Origin of the sequence: Pantoea sp. ACRSC, from assembly GCF_022346785.1 — a bacterium.
Lineage (GTDB): Bacteria > Pseudomonadota > Gammaproteobacteria > Enterobacterales > Enterobacteriaceae > Pantoea > Pantoea alvi.
In genome coordinates this window covers 12,386-39,380 of the sequence record NZ_JAKRNN010000013.1, presented here as the reverse complement: position 1 = coordinate 39,380, position 26,995 = coordinate 12,386, and the positions used below count along the sequence as shown (strand labels likewise).

Genomic DNA, 26,995 nt, shown 5'->3' with positions numbered 1-26,995 from the left:
GAGCCTTTTAGCACATGAAGGTAATGCGGTGAATATTCAGGCTCTTCTTTCCGAAAAAGTCAGTCAGGCGATGATTTTAGCCGGTGCGCCGGCCGACTGTGAACCCCAGGTTCGCCAGTCCGCCAGGATTCAGTTTGGGGACTATCAGGCGAACGGCATTATGGCCGTCGCGAAAAAGCTGGGCCAGGCGCCGCGACAGCTGGCTGAAAGCGTGATTGCGCATCTTGACCTGAACGGCATCGCCAGCAAGGTAGAGATCGCCGGGCCGGGCTTCATCAATATCTACCTCGATCGCGACTGGCTGGCCGCGCAGGCGAAGCTGGCGCTGACGCAGCCGCGTCTGGGCGTTGCCACCGTTGAGCCGCAAACCATTGTCGTCGACTACTCCGCGCCGAACGTGGCGAAAGAGATGCATGTTGGCCACGTACGCTCCACCATTATCGGCGACGCTGCGGTGCGCACCCTGTCGTTTCTCGGCCATAACGTTATCCGCGCCAACCACGTAGGCGACTGGGGCACGCAGTTCGGCATGCTGATCGCCTACCTCGAAAAGCAGCAGAACGAGCATCATGAGGCGATTGCGCTGGCCGATCTGGAAGCCTTCTACCGCGAAGCGAAACGCACCTATGACGAAGATGAAGCCTTCGCCGAGCGCGCGCGCGCCTATGTGGTCAAGCTGCAGGGCGGCGATGAATATTGCCGCACTATGTGGAAGAAGCTGGTCGATATCACCATGGGCCAGAATCAGCTGATCTACGATCGTCTGAACGTGACGCTGACGCGCAAAGATGTCATGGGCGAGAGCCTCTATAACGATATGCTGCCGGGCATCGTTGAAGATCTGCGCGCCAAAGGGCTGGCGGTGACCAGCGAAGGCGCGACCGTGGTGTTCCTCGACGAGTTCAAAAATAAAGAAGGCGAACCGATGGGGGTCATCATTCAGAAGAAGGATGGCGGCTACCTCTACACCACCACCGATATCGCCTGCGCCAAATATCGCTATGAGACGCTGAAGGCCGATCGCGTGCTCTACTACATCGATTCGCGCCAGCATCAGCACCTGCAGCAGGCGTGGACTATCGTCCGCAAAGCGGGCTACGTGCCGGAATCGGTTCCGCTGGAACATCACGCCTTCGGCATGATGCTGGGCAAAGATGGCCGTCCGTTTAAAACCCGCAGCGGCGGCACCATCAAGCTCGCCGATCTGCTGGAAGAGGCGCACGATCGCGCGCTGACGCTGGTGCGCGAGAAAAACCCGGAAATGAGCGAAGCGGAGCTGCAGCAGCTGGCGGAAGTGGTCGGTATCGGCGCGGTGAAGTATGCCGATCTCTCCAAGAGCCGCACCACCGATTACATCTTCGACTGGGACAATATGCTGGCGTTTGAGGGCAATACGGCGCCCTATATGCAGTACGCCTATACCCGCGTGCTCTCTGTGTTCCGTAAAGCGGGCGTCGACGTCGACAGCATCGACGGGCCGCTGGCAATTACCGAGGATCGCGAAGCGCAGCTGGCGACGCGCCTGCTGCAGTTCGAAGAGACCATTACCCAGGTGGCGCGCGACGGCACGCCGCACGTAATGTGCGCCTATCTTTACGATCTGGCGGGTCTTTTCTCCGGCTTCTACGAGCACTGTCCGATTCTCAGCGCAGAGGACGAGGCAACGCGCCAGAGCCGCCTGCAGCTGGCCGCGCTGACGGCGAAGACGCTGAAGCAGGGTCTGGATACCCTCGGCATCAAAACCGTCGAGCGTATGTAACAAACAAAAAACCCCGCCAAAGCGGGGTTTTTTGTTACGGCTTGTGCAGGGACAGATAGTCTGGCCCGATCGCAACGTCGCTCAAGGCATCCATACGCGCTCGGCCCGCGGCGGGACGCCTGGCTCTTCGGGCCAGACTATCCGTACAGTTAACTTGTGCGCGCGCTTCAGGTTCCCCCTTCCCCGCTTTTAATTCTGATAATTCACCATCACTTCGCTGCTCAGCACCCGCAGACCCGGCGGCAGCGCCCCCTTGCCCGCTACGCCGAACACCATATGCAGCGTCTCGCCCGCGTCCAGCGAGGCCAGCTCGCGCGTGGTGCCGCTGCCGCCCTCCAGCGAGGCGCAGCGCTGCGCGCCGCACAGCTTCACCTGTAATCCTGACGGCGCAGCACCGGTCAGCTGATAGCGCCAGCTAATCAGGCTCACCGCGCCGGTAGCGCCCGGCGGCGCGCGCAACGGCTTTGAGGTCACCCAGCCGCCGCGATTGCTCAGCGGCGGGCCGCTGACGCTGGCGTGCCATGCGCCCGAGGCGGCGTAAAGCGGCTGTGCCGTCAGCGAGAGCAGCGCCAGCCCCCAGCACCAGCGACGCATTACTTGCCTCCGATGGTAGAGGTCATACGGATATGACGGTTATCGGTCAGCTCCATATTGGAGAGCACCACCAGCTGCGGCAGATTGCGGCGCAGGAAGCGCGCCAGCAGCGCTCGCAGCGGATGGTTAACCAGCAGCACCGGCGGCGCGCCCAGCATCTCCTGACGCTGCAGCGCGGCCTGCGCCTGCTCCAGCAGTCGGTCGGCCAGGCCCGGCTCCAGCCCGCCGCCGCCCTGCAGCGCCTGCAGCAGCAGACGCTCCAGCGTGGCATCCAGACCGATCACCTGCACTTCGTCATTGCCAGGGAACCACTGCTGCGTAATGGCGCGGCCCAGCGCCACGCGCACCACGCTGGTCAGCTCCTGTGGATCGCTCTGCACCGGCGCGTGCTCCGCCAGGGTTTCAATAATGGTGCGCATATCGCGGATAGAGACGCGCTCGGTAAGCAGGTTCTGCAGCACCTTGTGCAGCGTGGTCAGGGTGATAACGCCCGGCACCAGATCTTCCGTCAGCTTCGGCATCTCCTGAGTGACGCGATCGAGCAGCTGCTGCGCCTCCTGACGACCAAATAGCTCGCTGGCGTGCTGGCCAATCAGGTGGTTCAGGTGGGTCGCCACCACGGTACTCGCTTCCACCACGGTATAGCCCTGGATCTGGGCCTGCTCTTTCAGCGCGCTGTCGATCCAGATGGCCGCCAGGCCAAAAGCGGGATCCACCGTCGCCTCGCCCGGCAGCGTGCCCGCCGCCGTGCCGGGGTTGATCGCCATCCAGCGGCCAGGATAGGCGTCGCCGCTGCCGATCTCGACCCCTTTCATCAGAATGCGGTAGCGCGCAGGCGGCAGCTCCATATTGTCGCGGATATGCACCACCGGCGGCAGAAAGCCGACATCCTGCGCCACCTTTTTACGGATGCTGCGGATACGGCCCAGCAGCTCGCCGTTCTGGGTGCTGTCCACCATCGGGATCAGGCGGTAGCCGACCTCCATGCCCAGCGTGTCCTCCAGCTGCACGTCGGTCCAGGAGGCTTCGGTATTGGCCGGGGTATCGGCCGCTTTCATTATCGTGCTGCTGGCCGCTTCCGGGTTCTTCTGCCCCTCCATCTCGCGGCCGCGCATCCACCAGGCCAGACCGAGCAGCGCGCCGGTAAACAGCAGGAACACAAAGTTCGGCATCCCCGGAACCAGACCCAGCAGGCCGAGCACGCCGGCGCTCAGCAGCATAACGCGCGGGTTCTTAAACAGCTGCCCCACCATCTGCTCGCCGACATCCTGATCGGTGCCGACGCGCGTTACGATTACGCCCGCTGCGGTGGAGATCACCAGCGCCGGGATCTGCGCCACCAGGCCGTCACCAATGGTCAGCAGCGTATAGGTCTCAGCGGCATGACCGATATCCATGCTGTGCTGCACCACGCCCACCAGCAGGCCGCCGATAATGTTGATCACCATAATAAGAATGCCGGCGATGGCGTCGCCGCGCACAAACTTACTGGCACCATCCATCGAGCCGTAGAAGTCCGCCTCCTGGCTCACCTCGGTACGGCGCTTTTTCGCCTCCTGTTCGCCGATCAGACCGGCGTTAAGGTCGGCGTCGATCGCCATCTGTTTACCGGGCATGCCGTCGAGCACGAAGCGCGCGCCAACTTCCGCGATACGCCCCGCACCCTTGGTGATAACCATAAAGTTGATGACCACCAGGATAACGAACACCACGATACCGATGGCGAAGTTGCCGCCAACGAGGAAGTGGCCGAACGCCTCGACCACCCGCCCCGCCGCGCCTGCGCCGGTATGGCCTTCCATCAGGATGATACGCGTCGAGGCGACGTTCAGCGCCAGACGCAGCAGCGTCGAGAAGAGCAGAATGGTGGGAAAGGCGGCGAACTCCAGCGTGCGCTGGGTGAACATCGCCACCAGCAGCACCATAATCGAGAGCGCGATATTAAAGGTGAACAGCAGATCGAGGATGAAGGCGGGCAACGGCAGCACCATCATCGACAGGATCATCATGATCAACACGGGGCCGGCAAGCACCTGCCACTGTGTATCTTTCAGATTGTTCGGTAAACGCAGTTTTGCGGCCAGGTTAGCCATCGTTTCGCTTCTCTCCTGCAAAGTCCATCTCTGCCGGGACCGGCAGGTTCTTCGGTTTGTTCGGTATCAGGCCGCCTTCGCGCTTCCAGCGGCGCAGCTGCCAGACCCAGGCCAGCACTTCCGCCACCGCCGCATAGAGCGCGCCGGGGATCTGCTGGCCAATTTCGGTATGCCGGTAGAGGGCGCGCGCCAGCGGCGGCGCCTCCAGCAGCGGAATGCGGTGCTCTGCGGCGATTTCGCGGATTTTTAACGCCACCTCGCCTGCGCCCTTCGCCACCACTTTCGGCGCGCTCATCTTGTTTTCGTTGTACTGCAGCGCCACCGAGTAGTGCGTCGGGTTGGTCACGATAACGTCCGCTTTGGGCACGTCAGACATCATGCGGCGGCGTGCGGCGGCGCGCATCGCCTGGCGAATGCGCCCTTTAACGTGCGGGTCGCCTTCCTGCTGTTTAAATTCGTCGCGGATCTCCTGGCGCGACATGCGCAGCTTTTTGTAGTAGCTGTAGAGCTGCCAGAACACGTCGTAGCCCACCATCGGGATCAGGCCGAGGATCACCAGCGCGCAGCAGGCGGCGACCATTCCCAGGCCGTGCATCAGCGCACTGCTCGGCGACTGGGCGATCAGCCGCAGCATCTCCGGCCAGTGCGACCAGATGTACCAGCCGCCGACGCAGCCCACCAGAATCGCCTTCAGGATCCCCTTGAACAGTTCGGTCCAGGCCTGCGCGGCGAACATGCGGGCGAAGCCGGGCAGCGGATTGAGCTTTTTAAAGTCCATCTTGATCGATTTGCCGCTGATGACGATACCGCCCAGCAGCATCGGCGCGGCGATCGCCACCAGCACCAGCCCGCCCATCAGCGGCAGCAGCGCCATCACCGCCTGGCCGATCAGGCTGCTGATATGGCCGATAATCAGCTTGCTGTCGTTTACCATGCTGTGGTCGAAGCGCAGCCCGGAAGCGACCATCGCGGCCAGCTGGCGCGCCATCAGCGTGCCGCCCAGCCAGAGGATCATCAGGCCGGCCAGCAGCATCAGCACCGACGTCAGCTCGCGGGAACGCGGGATCTGCCCCTCTTCACGCGCTTTTTCAAGTCGGTGGGGTGTGGGCGATTCTGTTTTGTCCTCGTCGCTCTCTTCAGCCACGACAAACCTCTGTGGGTAGGAATTCTGAGCATAGAATGCCAAATTTGGCTTTGGTTAAAGCGAAGATAAGAAGAAGAAAACAGGCGTTTTTTGGCGGATGAGCAGGCAAAGGGGAACGGGACCGCCGGCTGGCAGTCCCGCTGAAAACAGAATGCCGCCAGCCTGGCGGCCGGCGGCGCAGGGTCAGAACCCTAAGCTATCCAGCAGGTCATCAACCTGATCCTGGTTCGCTACCACGCCCGGCGCATCGGCGTGGATCTGCGGACCGTTCAGCAGGCTGGTGCCCTCCTGACGCTTCTCGGCGCTGACTTCCGGCATGTTCTCCAGCAGCACCATCAACAGCTGGCGCTCAATCTCCTGAATCACATCCATCATGCGCTTGATCACCTGACCGGTCAGGTCCTGGAAATCCTGCGCCATCATAATTTCAAGCAGCTGCTTGTTGGTAAAGGCGGTATGCTCTGGCACTGCACTGAGGAATTCGCGCGTATCCGTCACCAACTCTCGCGCATCGGCCAGCTCAATCGGGTTCTCAAACCATTGGTCCCAACGCCCTTTCAGCTGGGTCGCCCCGGCTTCCATTTTATCCTGATGCGGCTGCGCCGCTTCGACGCAGTTCAGCGCACGATCGGCAGCCTGCGCCGTCATCTGTACCACATAATCCAGACGATCGCGGGCATCGGGAATGGCTTCAGCCGCATCGGCAATGGCTTTATCCAGCCCCAGCTCGCGCAGACTGTCGCGCAGCATGCGCGTCAGAGAGCCAATGCGAGCAATGATATCGTGTGCCGAGGCATCCTCAGTTGATTTCGGAAGGTCGCTCATCACATCTCCTTACATGCCCAGTTTTTCGAAGATCTTGCCTAATTTCTCTTCCAGCGTGGCGGCGGTGAATGGCTTCACCACGTAGCCGCTGGCGCCCGCCTGCGCGGCGGCGATAATGTTCTCTTTCTTCGCTTCAGCGGTGACCATCAGTACCGGCAGCTTGCCCAGCGCGGCGTCCGCACGAATGGTCTGCAGCAGCTGCAGGCCATCCATGTTCGGCATGTTCCAGTCAGAAATGACGAAGTCGAAACCGCCCGCTTTCAGCTTGCCGAGGGCGTCTACGCCATCTTCCGCTTCTTCGACGTTATTGAAGCCCAGCTCTTTCAGCAGGTTACGCACAATACGACGCATCGTGTTGAAGTCGTCCACCACCAAAAAGCGCATGTTTTTATCAGCCATAATTACTCCTGTGTTATCTCGCCCGGCAGGACGGGCCTGTTAAATACGCAGTGCCTGTCCGGCGCTAATTTTTGCCAGCATATGCTGGCTGATGTTGCCTAAATCCACGACTTCGCTCACACCGCCGCTGGCGATGGCTTCTCGCGGCATTCCAAAGACCACGCAGGAGGCTTCGCTCTGCGCGATAGTCCAGGCGCCGGCGCGATGCATTTCCAGCATGCCCGCCGCGCCGTCGTTACCCATGCCGGTGAGGATGACGCCCACCGCATTTCGTCCGGCATTGACGGCCACCGATCTGAACAGCACATCCACCGAGGGCTTGTGGCGGTTTACCGGTGGCCCTTCATTCAGTTTCACCACATAGTTGGCACCGCTGCGCGCCAGCTCCATATGCATCGCACCAGGGGCGATATAGGCATGCCCGGGCAGGATGCGCTCGCCGTCCTCCGCCTCTTTCACGGTGATCTGACAGAGCTTGTTAAGGCGATCGGCGAAAGATTTGGTAAAGCCCGGCGGCATATGCTGAGTGATCATCAGCGCCGGGCTGGTCGGCGGCAGCGGCTGCAGCACGTGGCGAATCGCTTCGGTGCCGCCGGTCGAAGAGCCAATGGCAATCAGCTTTTCGCTGCTGAGCAGCGGACCCGCCTTCAGGGTCACCGGCGCCGCCATCACTGGACGGGCGTGCAGCTGCGCACGCGCCGCCGCGCGGATCTTGTCGGCGATCGTCTGGCTGTAGCCCAGCATCCCTTCGCGAATACCGAGCTGCGGCTTGGTGACGAAATCCACCGCCCCCAGCTCCAGCGCGCGCAGCGTAATCTCCGAGCCTTTACCGGTCAGCGACGACACCATCACCACCGGCATCGGGCGCAGACGCATCAGCTTCTCCAGGAAGTCGAGGCCATCCATACGTGGCATCTCCACGTCCAGCGTCAGCACCTGCGGGTTATACTGTTTAATTAAATCGCGGGCGACCAGCGGATCGGGTGCCGTAGCCACCATCTCCATATCGGGATGACTGTTAATGATTTCGGTCATCAACTGGCGCATCAGCGCGGAATCATCCACGCACATTACGGTGATTTTGCTCATCATCTTTCCTTCGTCAGTCCATAGACGGTTTGTCCACGCAGCCAGAACTCTTTGCTGATCTGACTAAAGTTCTCTGAATGACCGGCAAACAGCAGTCCGCCCGGCTTCAGCAGGGGAACAAAACGGCGCAGAATTTTCTCCTGCGTCTCTTTATCGAAATAGATCATTACGTTGCGGCAGAAGATTGCATCGAACGGCCCCGGCAGCGCCCACTCGTTCGCCAGCAGGTTGAGCTGGGCGAAGTTAACGCTGTTCGCCAGTTCCGGACGCACGCGCACCATGCCGCTGTGCGGGCCGGTGCCGCGCAGGAAAAAGCGCTGCATCTGCTGCTGCGACAGGGTGCGCAGCTCTTCCTGGCGATAGACGCCGGAAATCGCCTTCTCCAGCACCTGGGTGTCGATATCGCTGGCGTGAACCTGAAACTTGCCCGGCCCGGTGCCGAGCGTTTCCGCCAGCGTCATAGCGATGGAGTAAGGCTCTTCGCCGGTTGAGGCCGCCGCACACCAGACGTTAAAGCTGCCCGCGCGCTTGCGCGCATGTTCCGCCAGAATGGGGAAGTGGTGCGCCTCGCGGAAAAACGCCGTCAGGTTGGTGGTCAGCGCGTTGATAAAGGCCTGCCACTCTGCGCTGTTGACGTCGTTCTCCAGCAGCGCCAGATAGCGGCCAAAGTCATCAATGTTCAGCGTACGCAGACGGCGCACCAGTCGGTTGTAGACCATTTCGCGCTTGTGGTCGGCCAGCACAATGCCAGCGCGCTGATAGATCAGCTGGCTGATACGACGAAAGTGTGTATCCGAGAGCGGCAGGCGCTGCACCATCTGCGAGAGCAGCGTTGTCGCTTCGTTTTGATCCAGTAACGTCGATTTCTTCATTTCAGGTCACCTGGCACTGTACTTCACTGATTAAATTCTGCTGCTGTGTCGGGCGGCGCTGCCGCCAGCCCGACCATCCAGGCGATTAAAAGGTTTCCCAGTTGTCGTCGCTGCGAGCCGGCGGTGCGCGTGAGGCCGCAGCCGGCGCGTCCAGCCGTAAACTTTTCGACGCCGTAGTTCTGTTAACGGCCTGGGCGACAAATTCTTTACCAATATTGAACACAGAAACTGCCTGTTTCAGTCGGCTGGCCTGATCTTCCAGCGAGGCAGCCGCTGAAGCAGACTCTTCCACCAGCGCGGCGTTCTGCTGCGTGACGCGATCCATCTCCGTTACCGCCAGGCCGACCTGATCGATGCCGCGGCTCTGCTCGTCCGACGCCGAGGCGATTTCGCCCATAATGTCGGTCACGCGCGTGACTGCGCTGACGATGTCATTCATGGTTTCGCCGGCGCTCTCTACCAGCACCGAGCCGGTATCAACGCGCGCCACCGAGTCCTCGATCAGGGCTTTAATCTCTTTCGCCGCCTGCGCGCTGCGCTGCGCCAGGCTGCGCACCTCGCCCGCTACCACGGCGAAGCCGCGGCCCTGTTCGCCAGCGCGCGCCGCTTCTACCGCCGCGTTAAGCGCCAGAATGTTGGTCTGGAAGGCGATGCCGTCGATGACGCTGGTGATATCGGCAATCTTCTTCGAGCTGCCGGCGATGTCGCTCATGGTTTTCACCACGCCATCCACCACTTTGCCGCCCTTCTGCGCGGTTTCCGAGGCGCTCAGCGCCAGCTGCGACGCCTGACGGGCGTTTTCGGCGTTCTGCTTCACGGTGGCGGTGAGCTGCTCCATGCTGGCGGCGGTCTGCTCCAGCGATGCCGCCTGCTCTTCGGTGCGGGATGAGAGGTCGTTATTGCCGATGGCGATTTCGCTGGCGCCGGTGTAGATGGCGTCCGCGCCGTCGCGCACGGTGCTGACGGTGCGCGCCAGCTCCTGCTGCATATCCTGCAGGGCCGCAAGCAGGTCGCCCAGCTCGTTGCGTACGCTACAGGTAATCGGCTGCGTCAGGTCGCCGCGTGCGATATGGCGGATATGCTCGATGCTCTGCTTCAGCGGACCGAACAGCGCGCTGCGCAATACCGTCCAGACCAGCAGGCTGATGAGCAGTGAGCCGATGACCAAGCCAGCAGCCATCATAATGGCGTGTCGATAGGCGGTGTTATTGGCGTCGATGCCCTGCTGCGCCAGCAGCTGGTTTTGACTCTGCCAGGCGTTGTAATCGTTTTCAAACTTATCCTGAAAACTCTGCGTCGGCTGGTCAACGAACCCCTTGAAGTTGCCTGTGCCAAGGAAGCCGGTCAGCTCGGTCAGCGCGTCGCGGTAGGCTTTATAGTTCGCCTGCAGCGTCAGTACGTTCTCGGCGGTCTTGCCTTTTTCCGACAGGTTGGCGTTGAAGTCGGCGAAGCCCTGATCGGCGACCTTCAGCTCCCGGTTGGCCAGCGCCACCAGATCCTGTACGGTTGCGCCTGAACCCGCCTGCTGGCTGTCGAGCAGATAGCGGATCCCGGCGCGGTTCAGGGTGTTGCGCGCCTGAACCAGGGAGACCCATGAGGTGCCCATCGCCCGCTGTAGCGTCGCGAGACGCTGGTTATAAGCAAAATTCTCTTTGTCGGCTTTCACCGTACTGAAAAAAGCGCTTCCGGAAATCAGCTGTAGCAGAACAAAGAGCGCCAGCACACCCAGCAGCCCGGAAATAACGCGTACTCGATTAAACATAAACACCTCATTGGTTGGCGGAACTCACTCTTTATCGGCCTGAGCGATGAGATCTTTATGCAGGGAACGCGGAGTCAAGCAGCAAAGATGCAGCGGCGTGTTGACGTGTTGGCGTGCTGGCGTGCGGGCGTGCGGGCGTGCGGGCGTGGCGAACAGAACAGGCCCGCTTCCCTGCGGGCAATGCATTACGGGTTAAAAGGTTTCCCAGTTATCACCGCTTACGGGCGCGGCCAGCGCCTTGCGTACCGGCGCAACCGGCACCGCGCGCCCCGTCGCGCGAACCGCCTGCGCGGCGCGAGGGATGTTAAATACCGCGACTGACTGGCTCAGACGGCTCGCCTGATCTTCCAGCGAGGCGGCCGCCGAGGCGGACTCCTCCACCAGCGAGGCGTTCTGCTGGGTAACGCGATCCATCTCCGTCACCGCCTGACCCACCTGGTCGATGCCGCGGCTCTGCTCGTCCGACGCCGAGGCGATTTCGCCCATAATGTCGGTCACGCGCGTTACCGCGCCGACGATCTCGCTCATGGTCTCGCCCGCGGTGCCCACCAGCTGCGAGCCGGCATTAACGCGATTTACCGAATCCTCAATCAGCGATTTAATCTCTTTCGCCGCCTGCGCGCTGCGCTGTGCCAGGCTGCGCACCTCGCCCGCCACCACGGCAAAGCCGCGGCCCTGTTCCCCAGCGCGCGCCGCTTCCACCGCCGCGTTAAGCGCCAGGATATTGGTCTGGAAAGCGATGCCGTCGATAACGCCGGTAATGTCAGCGATCTTCTTCGAGCTGCCGGCGATGTCGCTCATGGTCTTCACCACGCCATCCACCACGTCGCCGCCTTTGCGGGCGGTTTCCGAGGCGCTCAGCGCCAGCTGCGACGCCTGACGGGCGTTTTCGGCGTTCTGCTTCACGGTAGCCGTCAGCTGCTCCATGCTGGCCGCGGTCTGCTCCAGCGACGCCGCCTGCTCTTCAGTGCGGGCGGAGAGATCGTTGTTGCCCGCGGCAATTTCGCTGGCGCCGCTCAGAATGGCGTCGGAGCCGTCGCGCACGTTGCTGACGGTGCTGACCAGCGCCTGCTGCATCTCATGCAGGCCGTTTGCCAGCTGGCTCATCTCATTGCGTCCTTCCACCACAATCGGCTGGGTAAGATCGCCCGCCGCAATGGCGCGAATGTGGGTCAGCAGCAGGCGCAGCGGCTGGATCAGTACATGACGCAGGCCGAACCAGCAGGCGGTCACCACGGCGATCACCAGCAGCGCTATCGCCGCCAGCAGCCACATCATCTGCGTAAAGGCGCGCTGATTCTGCTCTGCGCCCTGCGCGGCGAGCATGGTCTGCTTCGCACGCCATTCGCCGTAGGCGTCCTGCATGCTGTTCTGGGCCTGCTCAATATTCAGGCGGAACATTCCCTGCAGATCGCGCGCCTTCAGACGTTCCAGCATACCGGCCAGACCGTCGTGATAGCGGGCGTACTCGGCTTCAAGACGGTCACGCAGCGCGGTATCAAGGCCCGGCGTTGAAGGAAGATCGTAATAGATCTTGAAGTGGCGGTCGGCCTGCGCCAGCTGCTGCTCGGTCTGCTTCACCAGGTCATCTAACGGGCCGCCGTTCATCTGCGTCGCCGTCGTGCTCTGCAGCCGCAGCATGGCGCGGTTCAGGGTAATGCGCGTCTGGTTCAGCGCGATCCAGGCGTCAGTCATCGCCGTTACGTTGCCGGTGGAGACCTGCGCCAGTGCGAAGGCGTCTTTATCTTTCTGAAGGGCGGACCAGAACAGTCCGCCCGACGTCAGCTGCAGCAGGCTAAAGATAGCCAGCACGGCGATCAGGCTGGTCACCACTTTGATTCGTTTCAACATATATTTTCCCGAGAGTCATAAATAAACGTTCAGGCTCTCTATCGGCGTGCGACCGCCAGATTTGAGCCTGATTAACGGTTTTTACAGTTATGTAGTTATTAAAAGTGCGGTTTGTTGCTGAATAGTGCAGAGAAAATAACAGGCCGGGCGGATGCCCGGCCTGTTAAAGGGTGTGCTGGCGGCAAGCCAAATCAGAATGTTTCCCAGTTGGCGTCGCTGCCGGGGGCGGCCAGCGCTTTACGCGGCGCGACAGAGGCCGTGCTGACGGCAGGTGCCGCAATCTGGACGTGTCGGGTGCCGCCCGCTGCCGCGCGCGGGATCCTGAAGACCGCTACCGACTGGCTCAGGCGACTCGCCTGTGACTCCAGCGAGGCGGCCGCCGCCGCAGACTCCTCCACCAGCGAGGCGTTCTGCTGGGTAACGCGATCCATCTCCGTTACCGCCTGACCCACCTGGTCGATGCCGCGGCTCTGCTCGTCCGACGCCGAGGCGATTTCGCCCATAATGTCGGTGACGCGCGTGACTGCATTGACGATATCGCTCATGGTCTCGCCCGCGGTGCCCACCAGCTGCGAGCCGGTATTAACGCGGTTCACCGAATCTTCGATCAGCGATTTAATCTCTTTCGCCGCCTGCGCGCTGCGCTGTGCCAGGCTGCGCACCTCGCCCGCCACCACGGCAAAGCCGCGGCCCTGTTCCCCAGCGCGCGCCGCTTCCACCGCCGCGTTAAGCGCCAGGATATTGGTCTGGAAAGCGATGCCGTCGATAACGCCGGTAATGTCAGCGATCTTCTTCGAGCTGCCGGCGATGTCGCTCATGGTCTTCACCACGCCATCCACCACGCTGCCGCCCTTCTGCGCGGTTTCCGAGGCGCTCAGCGCCAGCTGCGACGCCTGACGGGCGTTTTCGGCGTTCTGCTTCACGGTGGCAGTCAGCTGCTCCATGCTGGCGGCGGTCTGCTCCAGCGACGCCGCCTGCTCTTCAGTGCGGGCGGAGAGATCGTTGTTGCCCGCAGAGATTTCGCTGGCGCCGGTAAAGATGGCGTCGGAGCCGTCGCGCACGTTGCTGACGGTGCTGACCAGCGCCTGCTGCATCTCATGCAGGCTGGCGGCCAGCTGGCTCATTTCGTTACGCCCTTCCACCTGGATACGCTGCGTCAGGTCACCCTGCGCAATCTGCTGGATGTGCGTGATGCTGGCGTTGAGCGGGTTGATCAGCACGCGACGCAGGCCGACCCAGCAGAGCGCGATAGCCAGCACCACCAGCACCATAATGGTTCCGAGGATCCAGATCATGCGCGTATAGGCGTTAGCGTTTTTCTCCACGCCCAGCTCGGTCAGATGCGCCTGATTAGCGCGCCACTCGGTATAGACTTTCAGGAAGGCACTCTGGCTCGGCGCCACCGGCGCTTTGCCCGCTTCGTCGAGATTGTTGCCCAGTAGCGCAGTGTGCAGCTGTGCCAGCGCCGCAGCATAGGTGCCGTAGGCATTCATCAGACGCTCATTCAGCGCTGCGTCTTGCCCAGGGGTGTCCGGGGTGGCTTTAAACAGCTCGAAGTTGGTGGCCGCTGTTTTCTGGAACTGCTCGCTGTCGGTGAACAGCGTTGCAATATCCGGCGTCTTACCATCCAGCTTGCTGGTGGCGATACGCAGCTGGATACGCGTCAGCACCACGCGGCTCTGGTTCAGACTCATATAGGCATCGTTAAGCGCCTGCAGATTCTTACCGGCGAGCTGGGAGACGTTAAAGCTGGTTTTATCGTCGCTCAGGGCAGAGAAAAACACCGCCCCGGAGAAGGCCTGGAACAGGCCGAACATCAGTAACACCAGCAGCAAGCTGGTGACGACACGAATTTTGGTTAACATAGGAGGCCCTGGAAAAGTAGAAGATCAAGCAGTACAGGTATCGACCGCGCGCTGGATATATTTAGAGCAAGGCAGGAGAATTAAAAGGGGTTTCTTTTTGATTTTAAAAGGAAATAGTCACGAGCCGGGATTTATGCCGGCTCGTGAAAAAAGCGGCTTACGCGCTGCGCAGCGTATCCATCAGCGCCATCTCTTCGCTGCTCAGCAGCTTCTCGATATCCACCAGAATCAGCATACGCTCACCGAGCGCGCCGAGACCGGTCAGATATTCGGTCGACATGGTGACGGCGAATTCCGGCGCCGGACGGATCTGATCCTGCGTCAGCGACAGCACGTCAGAAACGCCGTCCACCACGATACCAACCACGCGATGCTCCAGGTTCAGCACGATCACCACGGTGTTGTCGTTATACTCGACGTCCGGCTGTGAGAACTTCACGCGCAGATCGATAATCGGCACGATAACGCCGCGCAGATTGGTAACGCCCTTAATAAACTCAGGCGTGTTGGCGATGCGCGTCACCTGATCGTAGCCGCGGATCTCCTGCACCTTAAGAATATCGATACCGTACTCTTCGTCTCCCAGCGTAAATACCAGGAACTCCTGGCCGACGGTTTCGCCGGCGATTTTGGTCACGGTTGCCATTCCAGTCATGTTTCTACCCTTTTGTTATCAGTCAGGCGGCCGCGCCGGCCACACGTTTTTCACGGTTGAGCGATTGCAGCGCCGACACGTCAACGATCAGCGCGACGCTGCCGTCGCCGAGGATGGTGGCGGCGGAGATGCCAGGCACCTTGCGATAGTTGCTCTCGAGGTTTTTCACTACCACCTGATGCTGGCCAATAAGCTGATCGACCAGCAGCGCGTAGCGTTTGCCCGCGCTCTGCAGGATCACCACGATGCCCTGCGTCGCCTCGGTTTTCGCGCCCTGCACGTCAAACACATTCCACAGCTCGACCAGCGGCAGGTATTCGCCGCGCACTTCCAGCACGCATTCGCCACCCGCCAGCGGCTTCAGCTCTTCGCTGCGCGGCTGCAGGGACTCCATTACCGCGTTGAGCGGCAGGATAAAGACTTCGTCCGCTACGCGTACTGACATGCCGTCGAGGATAGCCAGCGTCAGCGGCAGCAGGATACGGATGGTGGTGCCTTTGCCCTGCTTCGAGGCGATCTCTACGTGGCCGCCCATCTCCTGAATGTTTCGCTTGACCACATCCATGCCGACGCCGCGGCCCGATACGTCGGTTACCTGCTCGGCGGTAGAGAAGCCCGGAGCGAAGATCAGCATGCCGACCTCTTCGTCGCTCATGTTTTCGCTGACCGGCAGGCCAGAGGAGAGCGCTTTGGCGAGGATGCGCTCGCGGTTCAGGCCAGCGCCGTCGTCAGAGACTTCAATACAGATATTGCCGCCCTGGTGTTCCGCCGACAGCGTCAGGTTGCCGGTGGCAACCTTGCCTGCTGCCAGGCGTTTTTCCGGCGATTCGATGCCGTGATCCAGGCTGTTACGTACCAGATGCGTTAACGGATCGATAATGCGTTCGATCAGGCTCTTGTCGAGTTCGGTAGAGCTGCCGAGCAGCGTCAGCTCCACCTCTTTGCCCAGCTTGCTCGCCAGGTCGCGCACCAGGCGCGGGAAGCGGCTAAAGACATACTCCATCGGCATCATACGAATCGACATCACCGACTCCTGCAGGTCGCGCGCGTTGCGCTCCAGCTGACCCATGCTGTTCAGCAGGTCGCCGTGCGCCACCGGGTCGAGTTCGCCCGAACGCTGCGCCAGCATCGACTGGGTGATCACCAGCTCGCCGACCAGGTTGATCAGCTGATCGACCTTCTCTACCGCAACGCGGATGCTGCTTGATTCGCTGCTTTTAGCGGGCGCAGCGGCGCGTTTGGCTTCGCGCTTCGCCACCGGCAGTTCGCTGACGCTGGCGCTCTGCACCGCCGCGGCCTCGACGACCGGCGCCGCTTCGGCGACCGGGGCGGCTGCAACAGCAGGCGCGCTTTCTGCGTCAGCCTCCGGGAAGCGAATCTGCGCCTCTTCAATCACAAAGCAGAGCACCGCCACGATATCGTCTTTGCTGACGCCGTCGATGCTCGCCTCAAGGAAATTAGGGCCTTTAACCACGTTGCTCAGGCCGCCGAGATTGCCCAGCTCCTCCAGCATCAGATCGACCTCTTTCTCTTTCAGGTCAATCAGCTTCACGCGCAGGCCACTGCTGGCGGCCGATGCGCTCTGCACGGCAGGCTCCGCCGGCACGGCGGCGACGACCGGCGCGGCGACCGGCAGGCCTTTCGCCTCTAACGCCAGCTGGCGCAGCGCTTCGCAGATGTAGTTAAAGCTTTCCGCGTTCGGCTCCTGCGCGGTTTTATAGGCATCGAGCTGTTCCTGCATAATATCTTTGGTTTCCAAAAACAGGTTGATGATGTCGGTGCTGAGCTGCATCTCGCCGCGACGAGCACCATCCAGAATATTTTCCAGAATGTGGGTTGTTTCCTGCAAAACCGTAAAACCAAAGGTTCCGGCTCCGCCTTTTATCGAGTGGGCGGCGCGGAAGATGGCATTTAGCTGCTCGGAGTCCGGCTCCTGGGGATCGAGTCCCAGCAGATGCTGCTCCATATCGGCTAACAGCTCATCGGCCTCATCGAAAAACGTCTGGTAAAAATCGCTGATGTCCATGCTCACGGGGTCACCTCGGCTGTGAGGGGGCTGTTGTGGTTACCGGGCTGCTGCTTTGCGGCACAGGCGGCGCGGTAATCTTTTCTATTGCCGCCGGATCGCTCACCTGGACGGCGTCGCTCTCGGCGTTCTCTTTTTCAATCGCCGCTTCGGTGTCATGGTTCAACACCAGCAGGCTAATGCGGCGGTTAACCGCGTCGTTGCCGACGCGATTTTTCAGTTTCATGGTGTCGGCCATGCCGACCACGCGCAGTACTTTGCCGCCGTCGAGCCCGCCCATCACCAGCTCGCGACGCGAGGCGTTGGCGCGATCGGCGGAAAGCTCCCAGTTGCTGTAGCCGCGATCGCCATTCGCGTACTGAAAGTCGTCGGTATGGCCCGCCAGGCTGATGCGGTTCGGAATATTGTTTAGCAGCGGCGCAATGCCGCGCAGGATGTCGCGCATATAGGGTTCGACCTCGGCGCTGCCGGTCTTAAACATCGGCCGGTTCTGGCTGTCGATAATCTGAATGCGCAGCCCCTCTTCCACCATATTAATAATCAGGTGCGGACGCAGCGCCTTCAGACGCGGATCCGCCTCAATCAGCTGGTCCAGCTTTTCGCGCAGGCGATTGAGGCGAATATCGTCCAGCTTGCGCTTCTGCGCATCCATATCGACGACTTTCTTCACCTCTCCCTTGATGCGCGTCGCATCGTCGCCACCGCCGGGGATCGGGCTTTCGCTGTCGCTGCTGCGCTTGCCGCCGGTCATCGCTACCTTCAGCGGCGTTTTAAAATATTCGGCGATCTGCACCAGCTCCTGCGGGCTGGAGATAGAGATCAGCCACATCACCATAAAGAAGGCCATCATCGCCGTCATAAAGTCGGCATAGGCGATCTTCCAGGAGCCATGGCCGCCCTCGTGTCCTTTATGCTTGCGCTTTTTGACGACGATGATGGGCCGGTTACTGTTCTTCATGCATTTTCGTCCGAGGTCTGTTTCGCCGGATTCTTCGCGTTACGTACGTGCTCCTCCAGTTCGCTGAACGACGGGCGCTCGGTGGAGTAAAGCGTCTTACGGCCAAACTCCACCGCAATCTGCGGCGCATAGCCGTTCAGGCTGGAGAGCAGCGTTACCTTGATGCACTGCATCATCTTGGTGGTTTCAGCGCACTTCTGACGCAGCACCGACGCCAGCGGCGAAATAAAACCGTAGGCCAGCAGAATGCCAAGGAAGGTCCCCACCATCGCGTGTGCCACCAGCGCGCCCAGCTCGGCGGCGGGACGATCGGCCGATGCCAGCGCGTGTACCACGCCCATTACCGCCGCCACGATGCCGAAAGCAGGCAGGCCGTCGCCGACGGCAGATAAGCTCTGCGCTGGCACTTCGCATTCATGTTCGTAGGTCTCGATCTCTTCATCCATCAGCGCCTCAATCTCAAAGGCGTTCATGTTGCCGCTGACCATCAGACGCAAATAATCGGTAATAAAATCCACAAGCTGTTTATCGGCGAGAATGCGCGGATAATTAGCAAAAATTTCGCTCTGCGTGGGATCTTCAATATCGCGTTCCAGCGACAGCATGCCCTGCTGGCGTGATTTGGCCATCAGGCGATAGAGCAGCGCCATCAAATCCATATAGAGGGCTTTATTATATTTTGAGCCGCGCATCAGCTTCGGCAGCGCTTTTAACGTCTTTTTAATCGACTTACCGTTGTTGCCGACGAAAAAAGCGCCAAGGGCAGCACCGCCGATAATTAACAGCTCGGAAGGCTGATAAAGAGCACCGAGATGACCGCCCACCAGCGCATATCCGCCCAACACGGATGCGACAACAATGATATAACCCAATAAGATCAGCACAAGAACATCCTTACGTCCGTAACGTGTTGGTGGAAGTTAAGCCAGAGAGCCGCAGGCGCTATTCAAATCGTGGGCAAAAAAAAAGCAGCGGGGGTTACCCGCTGCTGGATGACTTTCCACGATGCGAACAAACTTAAACGGCGTGTTTAACCTGTTCATCCAGCAGTTGTGGAAAGGTATCGGCAGAATCTGCAGAAAGTTTACGTCTTTTTACCGCGCGCGACGGCGGCTGGCACAGGCTGCAGACAAAGCTGCCAACCGGCTGATGCGCATGGTTAATAAAACTGCCGTTGCAGCTTTTGCAGTCGGCCAGTTCCAGCATATTACTTTCAACGAATCGCACCAGGGTCCATGCGCGCGTCAGCGCCAACAGCGGGCCCTCGTCCGATTGCGGACACTGTTCGAGATAGAGGCGGTAAGCTTTGATTACCGCGTCAACGCCGGTCGCCATGCCGGTTTTCAGCATAAACTGCCAGGCGTTGCAGAACATAGAGGCGTGGATATTCTGCTCCCACGTCATAAACCAGTCGGTTGAAAAAGGCAGCATGCCCTTCGGCGGCGGGCTGCCGCGCAGCTCTTTATAAAGTTTAATCAGACGGCCGCGACTTAACTGGGTTTCGCTTTCCAGCATTTGCAAACGCGCGCCCAGCGTAATTAACTCCATCGCGAGTTGAATATCACGCGCTTCCTGAACAATGCTCTTTTCCGACATTTACATCGCCCTCTTCTTCGCCGGCGTCTCTTCTTTAGAAACATTACGCAGTAAACGGCTGGATAATAAAATTCCCGTGTGGATTTGTTGTAAATCATCCACGCGAGACTCCTGCGTCAGGCGATTAATAATGGCGTGATCGTTAAAGCGAAACTGGCAAACCAACTGATTGGTTTCCGCTAACTTTACCATTTCCGGCAGAGTTAATTGCGACAATGCGTTAGCCATCTCTTCATCAATTCCAAGACGAAACATTGCAGAAGCTTTTTCCTGGTTAATTAATCGCTGTGCAAGCAGTAAATACGACAGATTGATATCATAAATATGTTTTAGTAAATCAGATGTACCCATTTTTTCCATCCTGACAGACGCGACTTAAGAGCATCGCAGAAAAACCCTCTGCGTTACGGGTTGCTGGTTGTTGAATCTAAAGATGGCAAAAATTTACAGCCAAAAACCAAACGTACTCTGAAGTCTGCCTCATGTCCTGAACGACATAATTACAGTGTTAGTCAAAACCCCAGGGCCATTCTTTTTTAAATTATTGCGCTCTTCCGTGACGTCTTTTTACATTCTTTTAAGACTATTCCTAAAACAACGCAAATCTATCCCGTCTGATTTGCACATACAACGACAGGGAGGCGAAATTTTAGATAAAGTGTGATCTGCGTCACACTTTTAAGGCAAATTTTTTCGCTAACCCTTCAGATACGCTTTTGGATTGTCTGTTTTTTGCACAAATTATCTCTGTTTCATTAATATTTTGTCCTAACAAAGTGCTTATTCCCCTTATGGACCAGATGTATCTTTCCCTAAGTGTTACGATCGATCTATTATTTTTAACATTCCTTTTAGCACCCTATAAGGCGCTACTGGGGCACGATAAGCCAGCACAAAATGCTGAAACGACGATCTGTTAACCACTGAAAAATTAGTTACTTAGGGCAAATATTTTTTAGAGTGAGTAAGCGAAGCGTAAAGAACGATCGCGCATATTCGTCGCGTTTTAACAACGAAGCGTTAACGATTTAGAATGGGTGTAAGTGAGAAGAAAGCGAATGTAACAGGATGTTACATTAGGAATATGAATGAATAGTACATTTGACACTTTGATGAGTCACAACTATCGGCAGTTCAGCGTCAGACTTTAGAGCTGCGTGCAGAAAAAAAGCGTTTTTTTTAGCGACTGATGCATAAAACGGCAAATGGTGTTGTCAAGCGACAACCCAACGCTTTAGCGGTACTGGAGAGAGGCGAGCAAAGGCGGAAAGGCGTAAAAACGGCGGCCCGCACAGGCAGGCCGCCGTGATAATCAGGCGAGTTTCGGGAAGGTCGCCACTTTATTTACTGTGCTGTGATCTTCGCTGCGGGGCGGAATCGCCCACAAATCCTTCAGGAAGCTCTCGCGCCAGTGGGTGATGTCATGCTTGCGCAGCACGGCCATCATATCGTTGTAGCGCGAAATACGCTCGGTGCGCGGCATGGTCAGCGCCTGATTCAACGCCGCCGCCACTTCGTCACGATCGTACGGGTTGACGATCAGCGCCGAGGTCAGCTCGTTGGCGGCACCGGCAAAGCGTGACAGCACCAGCACGCCCGGATCGTCCGGGTCCTGCGCAGCAATATACTCTTTCGCCACCAGGTTCATACCGTCGCGCAGCGGCGTCACCAGCCCGACATCGGTCAGACGGAAGATTTTCATCAGCAGACGGCGGTCGAAATGCTGGTTGAGATAGTAGAGCGGCGTCCAGCCCAGCGTGCCGTACTTGCCGTTGATGCGTCCAGCCTCGGTTTCCAGCTGATGACGAATATCCTGATAGGCTTGCACATCCCCGCGCGAGGTGGGCGCAATCTGCGAATAGCGGATTTTACCGCGATGCTCAGGGAAGTTCTCCAGCAGCGCTTCATAGGCCAGGAATCGCTCCGGCAGCCCTTTCGAGTAGTCGAGGCGCTCACAGGCGATAATGTTTTTCGCATCGCCCAGTTCGCGTTTCATCGCCGCCATTTTCGGCGGCAGTGGGCCTTCGGCCATCTCTTTGATGCTGTCCGGCTCGATGCCGATCGGATAGACCTCGGTCATAAAGGTGTTGCCAAAGGCGCGATGCTTTTTCTCGCCTTTGTTCTGCAGCTGCGTCAGCTGGCTGAGGCAGTCGAGGAAGGCGACGCGATCCGATTCGGTCTGGAAGCCCAGCAGATCGTACTCGCACAGCATCTCCAGCAGCTCTTTATGCGGCGGCAGCGCGTTGAAAATTTCCGGCGTCGGGAACGGGATATGCAGGAAGAAGCCGATGCGGTTATTGATGCCCGCCTTACGCAGCGCGGCCGCAAACGGCAGCAGATGATAATCGTGGATCCACAGGGTGTCGTCCGGCTTGATCAGCGGCTTCAGGCGCTGCGCCAGCATCTCATTGACGCTGCAGTAGCCCTCCCAGGCTTCGCGCTGGAACTGGACCAGATCAAGGCGGTAGTGGAACGCGGGCCAGATAACGGTATTGGAAAACTGGCAGTAATACAGATCGTAATCGTTCTGGCTCAGCGGCAGCGCGGCGTAGGAGATGCCGTCATGCTCTACCTGCACCAGTTCGTCTTCCTCTTCTCCGGAAAATTCGCTGATTTCCCCGTTCCAGCCAAACCACAGGCCGCCGGTGCTTTTCAGCGCGTCAAGAATACCAACGGCGAGGCCGCCTGCGCTGGCTTTTTTCCCATCAGGAATGGCGATTCGGTTAGATACGACCACTAAACGACTCATAACCTTTACTCCTTACCGACATTGTCTTGTTTTATTTGTAATAGTAATCGCTCCAGCCACGCGTAAACCGCCTCGACGTCTGGCAGCCGATAGCGCGCCTGACTGGAACCTTGTCCAATCTTCACGGAAATGCCCTGCATGGCGTTTACAGCGATAAATCCTTTCTCATCCGTCAGATCGTCTCCGACAAATACCGGGATACGACCGGCAAAGGGTGCTTCGCGCATAAAGGCGCGTACTGCTTCGCCTTTATCGACTCCCTGCGGTTTAATCTCCACAACGCATTTCCCCGGCTGAAGCGCCAGCGCCGGAAAGCGTTTCACGGCCTGTTCGGCCAGATTGAGCACATCCTGCTCATGCTGCATCGCCTGGCGGTAATGCAGCGCAAAGGCCATGCCTTTGGCCTCCAGTAGCGTACCTGGCCAGCGCGACATCGCCTCTTGCAGCTGCTGCCGCAACGCCTCGGCGACGTCGGGGTCCAGGCTGATAAGGTGCTGCTCGCCCTGCGCATCGCGCCGCTCTGCGCCGTGTACGCCCGCGGCAGGCGCGATTAACGGCGCGGCCAGCGCGTCGAGCTGGGCAATTGGCCGTCCCGATACCAGCGCCAGCGCGCCGTGGCAGAGGGAGGTGAGCTGCTGCAGCTGCTGACGGATCTTTTCCGGGATAAAGACCGCGTCAGGCTGCGGTTGAATAGCGGCAAGCGTGCCGTCTACGTCAAAAAAGAAGGCATAAAGACCGCCGCTTAGCGCAGGAAGCGAGGCATGTTCATTCGCCGCTTGGGTCACGTGTCTTCTCCTGTAGTTGATTGGGGCGCGTACGGTTCGCGGCTTGTCAGGTCAGAGGCCTGGCTCGTCAACGCGCCATTGCAGGATGTTTTCGCGAGGATGAACGTCTGCGGGATCGGCAGCCGGAACGGCTGAACGCGGGGTAAAGTGCAGGGCAAAAACTGCGGATACCAGCAAGTTAACTCAGATAAAACGCCACTACGTTTTAAAACCATCACAGACATATCAACCTGACTGAAAACATCGTCGCGATTAAGTGTAGACGGCCCGGCCGAATTTGCCAGTCGGCACACCATTATTTGACTGTTCTTAGCAGATTATTCTGCCTTTAACGCTTCGCTTACCTCTGCGCCATCCTTTGTCCCGCAAGGGCTGCAGCAGTTAAGGGAAGCGGCGCGGCGAGCCGCCGCCGATCGCATCGCGCTGCACAGGGGGTATACTGGCGAGAAAGTGCTAATAAGGAGCGCCCTGTGTTTCAGGTATCTGACGCCTCAGACGGCGAAATCATCGACGTCATATCTATACAATCTCAGGTGGTTTACGGCAGCGTAGGTAACAGCATCGCCGTGCCCGCCCTGCGTCGCCACGGATTACAGGTTGTGGCGGTGCCGACCGTGCTGCTGAGCAACACGCCGCACTATGCCAGCTGCTACGGCGGCGAGATCCCGCAGCCCTGGTTTGAGGGCTACCTGACCGCGCTGGCGGAGCGGAATCTGGACGGTGCCGCGCGCGCCGTGGTGCTGGGCTATCTGAAATCCACCGATAAGGCGGCGTCGCTGGCGCGCTGGCTGCGGCTGATGCGTGAGAAAAATCCCCGGATGCCAGTGATTATCGATCCGGTGCTGGGGGATGACGACAGCGGCTTCTACGTCGATCCGCAGCTGGCAATGCACTATCGTCAACATCTTGCGCCGCTGGCGACCGGCCTGACGCCGAACCGCTTTGAGCTGAGCTGCCTGTGCGACGCGCCGCTGGAGAGCGACGATGAGATCATCGACGCCGCGCGCTCGCTGCTCGGCGCACAGACCGAATGGGTCGTGGTCACCAGTGCCACCCACGACAGCACGCGTCGCAGCATGCAGGTCTTTTGCGTGACGGCGCAAGAGACCTTTATTACCGAGCATCCGCGCTACGATAATCCGCCTAAAGGCACCGGCGATCTCTTTACCGCCGAGCTGACTGCCCGTCTGCTGCGCGGCGTGCCTCTCAGCCAGGCGGTTGAGCAGGCGAGCCTGTTCGCCCAGCAGTCGGTGCTGGCGACCCGCACGCTGGGCAGGCGCGAACTGCAGCTGGCGACCTCAGCGCCGCTGTGAAACGCGGGCCGCTTCCTTTATGGTAAGGAGACCTCTACTCACCTCAACAGGGTCTTCTGAATGTATAACAACACCTGTAAAACCATTGGCGTGCTGAGCCATGATTTCAGCCATCCGCAGACGGCAATGCTGCTGCAGGAGGTTAACCGGCAGCTTAACGCGCGCGGCTGCGCGGCGCTGCTTATCGACGCCGCCGCGGAGGAGCGTGCGCGCCAGCTGGCGCCGCTGCTGAGCGCCGCGCTGCATCTTTCCGGACGCTTTAGCGACGCCTTTCGCGCCGCTGCCGGGCCGATTCCGCTGGTTGCGCTGGATACGCTTAATCAGGACGGCTTTACCGCCGGCGAAGAGATGGGTCGGCTGCTGCTGGCGCAGGGCCACCAGCGCTTCGGCTATCTGCAGCTCGCCTCCTGCGCCGATCCCGCGCGCCTTGATGGCTTTGGCAGCGTTCTGGCGGCGGCGGATAAACCCCTCGGCCACTCGCTGATCGCTTGCGACACGGGCGATGAGCGCGACAGCGGCTATCAGGCGATGCTCGCTTATCTGAAACGCGCCCGCGCCTCGGAACGCATTCAGGCGCTGTTCTGCGATAGCGATCGGCTGGCGTTCGGTGCGCTGCAGGCGGTGCGGGATTTTGGCCAGGGCGCGCACGTTGCCGTCGTAGGGTTCGGCGACTGCCACGAGGCAGGCACCTCGACCTGGCACCTGACCAGCTGGGCGCAGCCGCACGCGCTGCGGATAACCGAGGCGCTAAACCGGCTGCTGCTTAATCGCGCGCAGGAGGATGGCGCATGGCGTCGCGGCGAACTGCGGGTGCGCCACTCCCATCAGGGCAAGGCGGCACTGGGCGAAATGGGCCAGTGCGGCTGCGCCATCCGGCACTGATAAAAAAAGCCCGCCGTGAGGCGGGCTTTATCCCTTAGCGTTCTGCCGGGCCGTTCACGCCCGGAAAAAACTACTTACGCGCCAGCGTCATGCCGCTGCCTTTATTGAGGGTGATCTGCGCGTTGTACTCTTTCGGCAGCCGCCGCGCCTGATAGAAAACTTTTTGCCAGTAGGGATTGTCCAGCTCGGAGCGCACGACGCCCTGGCTGACCGAGGCGTGGAAGAAGTGTCGATCGGTATCATAGAAGCCGACGTGCATGCCGCCTTTAATGCGGAAAAAGACCAGATCCCCCGGCTGCAGATCGCGCGGCGCGATGCGTTTGCCCATCTTCAGCAGTTCGGTGGTGGTCACGCGATCCATTGGCAGATTGAAACGATCCTTCAGGGTGCGCCAGACAAAACCTGAGCAGTCGACGCCGGAAAGCTCGGTGCCGCCCCACTGATATTGCGTGCCGTGCCAGGTATGCATCTGATCGTGCAGCGCGGCGACGACCGGAATCAGATCGCCCTGATCGCCCTGGCTCTCATCAATGACCTGCGTATCGTTTTGTGCGGAGGTATCAGTCGAATGGCGCGAGCAGCCGCCAAGCAGAAAAGCAGAAGCTAACACAAGCGTCAGCAGAGGTCGCAGAGTCATCATCGTGTAGGGTGAGGCCTGAGCAGGTTGGCACGGTAGAGGACTTATAGCCTAATTACGCTTTCCGCTAAACCAGGCTGGCGCTCGCTTTACGTTAATTTACAAAAAGTGCGGTAGTGGCGCGCTATATGCTGATTTTAAGACAAATATTACTCTCTAGCGTGGCGCATTAAGCGACTCGATAACGCCGGTAAGATGCTGGATCACCTGCTGTGCAGCGCGTGACAGCTGTCGCGCAGGCGCGCAGCATAATGCCAGGGTTAATGGCCGCACGTTGGGATCGCGCAGCGGAACGAAGCTGAGCGCGCCCCGCTCCACCTCATCCATCACGTCGAGCAGGCTTAGAATGCTGATGCCGCTGCCCTGCTTGATAAGCGATTTAATCAGGCGAATATCGTTACAGGTAATAAGGTTCTCCGGCTGCAGGCTGTGCCGCCGGTAGAGCATCTCGACCCGCTCATGCACCACCAGCGGCGCGCCGGGAATAATATGCCGCTCCGCGCTGAGCTGGCCGGTAGAGAGCGTCTCCCGCCCGCTGAGCGCGTGCCCGGCGGGCAGCACCACGCCAACTGGCAGCTCGGCGAAGGCCATGACGCTCAGTCCGGCCTGCGCCTGCGGATCCAGCACCAGTCCGGCGTCCAGCTCCGCCAGCCGCACCTGCTCGCCAATCTGCGCGCTGTCGTGGACGCTGAGATCGAGCCGCAGCCAGGGGTGCGCCTGCGCGATCTGCGACAGCGCATCGGCAATCGCCCCTTCGTTCAGCGCCTGGATCAGGCCGAGGCTGACGTGGCCGCGCCGCAGCCCCTGAATCTCATCGAAGCGCTGGCGGGTGCGCTGGTACTCCCGCTGCCAGCGACGCAGGTCGTCCAGCAGCAGCTCGCCGGCGCTGGTCAGGCGCATACCGTCCGGCAGCCGCTCGAACAGCCGCATGCCAAGCTCCTCCTCCGCCTGCAAAATCTGCCGGTTAATCGCCGAGGCGGAGACGTGCAGCCGCTCCGCCGCCTTACGCAGGCTGCCGCTGCGCGCCAGCTCCAGAAAGTAGTGAGAGAACCGTGAAAAAGGAAGCATGGGTGACCTGTACTGTTTAATGCAACAGTTTGCTGAAAAAACGATGATGGATCGTTACACCCCTCTTTGTCCA

At 59.7% G+C, this 26,995-nt stretch carries 23 protein-coding genes; 3 read left to right on the top strand and 20 right to left on the bottom strand.

Annotated features, from left to right (window positions below; all coding sequences use genetic code 11):
* Positions 1–28: 28 nt before the first annotated feature.
* Complete coding sequence (gene argS, locus MHZ97_RS13810) at positions 29–1,759, top strand: arginine--tRNA ligase (RefSeq protein WP_239314968.1); 1,731 nt, start codon at positions 29–31, stop codon at positions 1,757–1,759.
* Positions 1,760–1,948: 189 nt separating this feature from the next.
* Here the strand turns inward: argS and MHZ97_RS13805 are convergent, their stop codons facing one another.
* The 18 genes from MHZ97_RS13805 to otsB all read right to left on the bottom strand — a co-directional run bounded on the left by MHZ97_RS13805 (position 1,949) and on the right by otsB (position 23,022).
* Positions 1,949–2,353 carry a flagellar protein FlhE gene (locus MHZ97_RS13805; RefSeq protein WP_239314911.1) on the bottom strand — a complete coding sequence of 135 codons (405 nt, stop codon included), beginning with the start codon at positions 2,351–2,353 and terminating at the stop codon, positions 1,949–1,951.
* A complete protein-coding gene (gene flhA / locus MHZ97_RS13800; protein ID WP_239314910.1) occupies positions 2,353–4,446 on the bottom strand; it encodes a flagellar biosynthesis protein FlhA in 2,094 nt (697 codons plus the stop codon). The genes MHZ97_RS13805 and flhA overlap by 1 nt, the downstream gene beginning before the upstream one ends.
* Complete coding sequence (flhB, locus tag MHZ97_RS13795) at positions 4,439–5,590, bottom strand: flagellar biosynthesis protein FlhB (protein WP_103796135.1); 1,152 nt, start codon at positions 5,588–5,590, stop codon at positions 4,439–4,441. Before flhB ends, flhA begins: the two co-directional genes overlap by 8 nt.
* Positions 5,591–5,773: 183 nt before the next feature.
* Entirely contained in the window at positions 5,774–6,415 is a 642-nt protein-coding gene (cheZ, locus tag MHZ97_RS13790) for a protein phosphatase CheZ (RefSeq protein WP_103796136.1), read from the bottom strand.
* 9 nt (positions 6,416–6,424) lie between these two features.
* The gene (gene cheY / locus MHZ97_RS13785; RefSeq protein ID WP_033749727.1) at positions 6,425–6,814 is read right to left on the bottom strand and encodes a chemotaxis response regulator CheY; all 390 of its coding nucleotides are present in this window, start codon (positions 6,812–6,814) and stop codon (positions 6,425–6,427) included.
* A gap of 39 nt (positions 6,815–6,853) precedes the next feature.
* Complete coding sequence (locus MHZ97_RS13780) at positions 6,854–7,903, bottom strand: chemotaxis response regulator protein-glutamate methylesterase (protein ID WP_239314909.1); 1,050 nt, start codon at positions 7,901–7,903, stop codon at positions 6,854–6,856.
* Entirely contained in the window at positions 7,903–8,775 is an 873-nt protein-coding gene (gene cheR, locus MHZ97_RS13775; RefSeq protein WP_103796138.1) for a protein-glutamate O-methyltransferase CheR, read from the bottom strand. The genes MHZ97_RS13780 and cheR overlap by 1 nt, the downstream gene beginning before the upstream one ends.
* An 85-nt stretch (positions 8,776–8,860) precedes the next feature.
* On the bottom strand, positions 8,861–10,537 hold the full coding sequence (locus tag MHZ97_RS13770) for a methyl-accepting chemotaxis protein (protein ID WP_239314908.1): 1,677 nt from the start codon (positions 10,535–10,537) through the stop codon (positions 8,861–8,863).
* A 192-nt stretch (positions 10,538–10,729) separates the two neighbouring features.
* Entirely contained in the window at positions 10,730–12,388 is a 1,659-nt protein-coding gene (locus MHZ97_RS13765; protein WP_103796140.1) for a methyl-accepting chemotaxis protein, read from the bottom strand.
* A gap of 191 nt (positions 12,389–12,579) precedes the next feature.
* On the bottom strand, positions 12,580–14,253 hold the full coding sequence (locus MHZ97_RS13760; protein WP_239323771.1) for a methyl-accepting chemotaxis protein: 1,674 nt from the start codon (positions 14,251–14,253) through the stop codon (positions 12,580–12,582).
* A gap of 157 nt (positions 14,254–14,410) precedes the next feature.
* A complete protein-coding gene (gene cheW, locus MHZ97_RS13755) occupies positions 14,411–14,908 on the bottom strand; it encodes a chemotaxis protein CheW (protein WP_081142815.1) in 498 nt (165 codons plus the stop codon).
* Between the two features lie 22 nt (positions 14,909–14,930).
* Positions 14,931–16,934 carry a chemotaxis protein CheA gene (cheA, locus tag MHZ97_RS13750; protein ID WP_239315613.1) on the bottom strand — a complete coding sequence of 668 codons (2,004 nt, stop codon included), beginning with the start codon at positions 16,932–16,934 and terminating at the stop codon, positions 14,931–14,933.
* Positions 16,935–16,944: 10 nt separating this feature from the next.
* A complete protein-coding gene (motB, locus tag MHZ97_RS13745; protein ID WP_103796143.1) occupies positions 16,945–17,892 on the bottom strand; it encodes a flagellar motor protein MotB in 948 nt (315 codons plus the stop codon).
* Complete coding sequence (motA, locus tag MHZ97_RS13740; protein ID WP_103796144.1) at positions 17,889–18,776, bottom strand: flagellar motor stator protein MotA; 888 nt, start codon at positions 18,774–18,776, stop codon at positions 17,889–17,891. Before motA ends, motB begins: the two co-directional genes overlap by 4 nt.
* Positions 18,777–18,909: 133 nt before the next feature.
* Positions 18,910–19,488 (bottom strand): flagellar transcriptional regulator FlhC, encoded by a 579-nt coding sequence (gene flhC / locus MHZ97_RS13735; protein ID WP_033749746.1) that lies wholly within the window; start codon positions 19,486–19,488, stop codon positions 18,910–18,912.
* Entirely contained in the window at positions 19,489–19,839 is a 351-nt protein-coding gene (flhD, locus tag MHZ97_RS13730) for a flagellar transcriptional regulator FlhD (RefSeq protein WP_103796145.1), read from the bottom strand.
* A gap of 961 nt (positions 19,840–20,800) precedes the next feature.
* Positions 20,801–22,237 carry an alpha,alpha-trehalose-phosphate synthase gene (gene otsA, locus MHZ97_RS13725; protein ID WP_239315612.1) on the bottom strand — a complete coding sequence of 479 codons (1,437 nt, stop codon included), beginning with the start codon at positions 22,235–22,237 and terminating at the stop codon, positions 20,801–20,803.
* A gap of 5 nt (positions 22,238–22,242) precedes the next feature.
* Positions 22,243–23,022, bottom strand: coding sequence for a trehalose-phosphatase (otsB, locus tag MHZ97_RS13720; RefSeq protein ID WP_103796147.1), 780 nt, complete (start codon positions 23,020–23,022; stop codon positions 22,243–22,245).
* A gap of 470 nt (positions 23,023–23,492) precedes the next feature.
* Here otsB and pdxK point away from each other — a divergent pair, with 470 nt between their 5' ends.
* Both pdxK and MHZ97_RS13710 read left to right on the top strand, forming a co-directional pair.
* Positions 23,493–24,335, top strand: a complete 843-nt coding sequence (pdxK, locus tag MHZ97_RS13715) for a pyridoxine/pyridoxal/pyridoxamine kinase (protein WP_239315611.1) — start codon at positions 23,493–23,495, stop codon at positions 24,333–24,335.
* A 60-nt stretch (positions 24,336–24,395) separates the two neighbouring features.
* Positions 24,396–25,217 carry a substrate-binding domain-containing protein gene (locus MHZ97_RS13710; protein ID WP_103796149.1) on the top strand — a complete coding sequence of 274 codons (822 nt, stop codon included), beginning with the start codon at positions 24,396–24,398 and terminating at the stop codon, positions 25,215–25,217.
* A gap of 70 nt (positions 25,218–25,287) precedes the next feature.
* On the opposite strand, the gene MHZ97_RS13705 is transcribed toward MHZ97_RS13710, so the two are convergent.
* On the bottom strand, positions 25,288–25,848 hold the full coding sequence (locus tag MHZ97_RS13705; RefSeq protein ID WP_374044250.1) for an NlpC/P60 family protein: 561 nt from the start codon (positions 25,846–25,848) through the stop codon (positions 25,288–25,290).
* Positions 25,849–26,010: 162 nt separating this feature from the next.
* The gene (locus MHZ97_RS13700; RefSeq protein ID WP_103796151.1) at positions 26,011–26,922 is read right to left on the bottom strand and encodes a LysR family transcriptional regulator; all 912 of its coding nucleotides are present in this window, start codon (positions 26,920–26,922) and stop codon (positions 26,011–26,013) included.
* Positions 26,923–26,995 lie beyond the last annotated feature (73 nt).

What these genes read in the sequence shown, in the direction of transcription:
- MHZ97_RS13710 (WP_103796149.1), top strand. Translation starts at nt 24,396, where the DNA reads ATGTATAACAACACCTGTAAAACCATTGGCGTGCTGAGCCATGATTTC.
- MHZ97_RS13760 (WP_239323771.1), bottom strand. Translation starts at nt 14,253, where the DNA reads ATGTTAACCAAAATTCGTGTCGTCACCAGCTTGCTGCTGGTGTTACTG.
- cheR (WP_103796138.1), bottom strand. Translation starts at nt 8,775, where the DNA reads ATGAAGAAATCGACGTTACTGGATCAAAACGAAGCGACAACGCTGCTC.
- MHZ97_RS13770 (WP_239314908.1), bottom strand. Translation starts at nt 10,537, where the DNA reads ATGTTTAATCGAGTACGCGTTATTTCCGGGCTGCTGGGTGTGCTGGCG.
- MHZ97_RS13700 (WP_103796151.1), bottom strand. Translation starts at nt 26,922, where the DNA reads ATGCTTCCTTTTTCACGGTTCTCTCACTACTTTCTGGAGCTGGCGCGC.
- flhA (WP_239314910.1), bottom strand. Translation starts at nt 4,446, where the DNA reads ATGGCTAACCTGGCCGCAAAACTGCGTTTACCGAACAATCTGAAAGAT.
- flhC (WP_033749746.1), bottom strand. Translation starts at nt 19,488, where the DNA reads ATGTCGGAAAAGAGCATTGTTCAGGAAGCGCGTGATATTCAACTCGCG.
- cheA (WP_239315613.1), bottom strand. Translation starts at nt 16,934, where the DNA reads ATGGACATCAGCGATTTTTACCAGACGTTTTTCGATGAGGCCGATGAG.
- cheY (WP_033749727.1), bottom strand. Translation starts at nt 6,814, where the DNA reads ATGGCTGATAAAAACATGCGCTTTTTGGTGGTGGACGACTTCAACACG.
- flhD (WP_103796145.1), bottom strand. Translation starts at nt 19,839, where the DNA reads ATGGGTACATCTGATTTACTAAAACATATTTATGATATCAATCTGTCG.
- otsA (WP_239315612.1), bottom strand. Translation starts at nt 22,237, where the DNA reads ATGAGTCGTTTAGTGGTCGTATCTAACCGAATCGCCATTCCTGATGGG.
- motB (WP_103796143.1), bottom strand. Translation starts at nt 17,892, where the DNA reads ATGAAGAACAGTAACCGGCCCATCATCGTCGTCAAAAAGCGCAAGCAT.
- MHZ97_RS13805 (WP_239314911.1), bottom strand. Translation starts at nt 2,353, where the DNA reads ATGCGTCGCTGGTGCTGGGGGCTGGCGCTGCTCTCGCTGACGGCACAG.
- MHZ97_RS13780 (WP_239314909.1), bottom strand. Translation starts at nt 7,903, where the DNA reads ATGAGCAAAATCACCGTAATGTGCGTGGATGATTCCGCGCTGATGCGC.
- MHZ97_RS13765 (WP_103796140.1), bottom strand. Translation starts at nt 12,388, where the DNA reads ATGTTGAAACGAATCAAAGTGGTGACCAGCCTGATCGCCGTGCTGGCT.
- cheZ (WP_103796136.1), bottom strand. Translation starts at nt 6,415, where the DNA reads ATGAGCGACCTTCCGAAATCAACTGAGGATGCCTCGGCACACGATATC.
- cheW (WP_081142815.1), bottom strand. Translation starts at nt 14,908, where the DNA reads ATGACTGGAATGGCAACCGTGACCAAAATCGCCGGCGAAACCGTCGGC.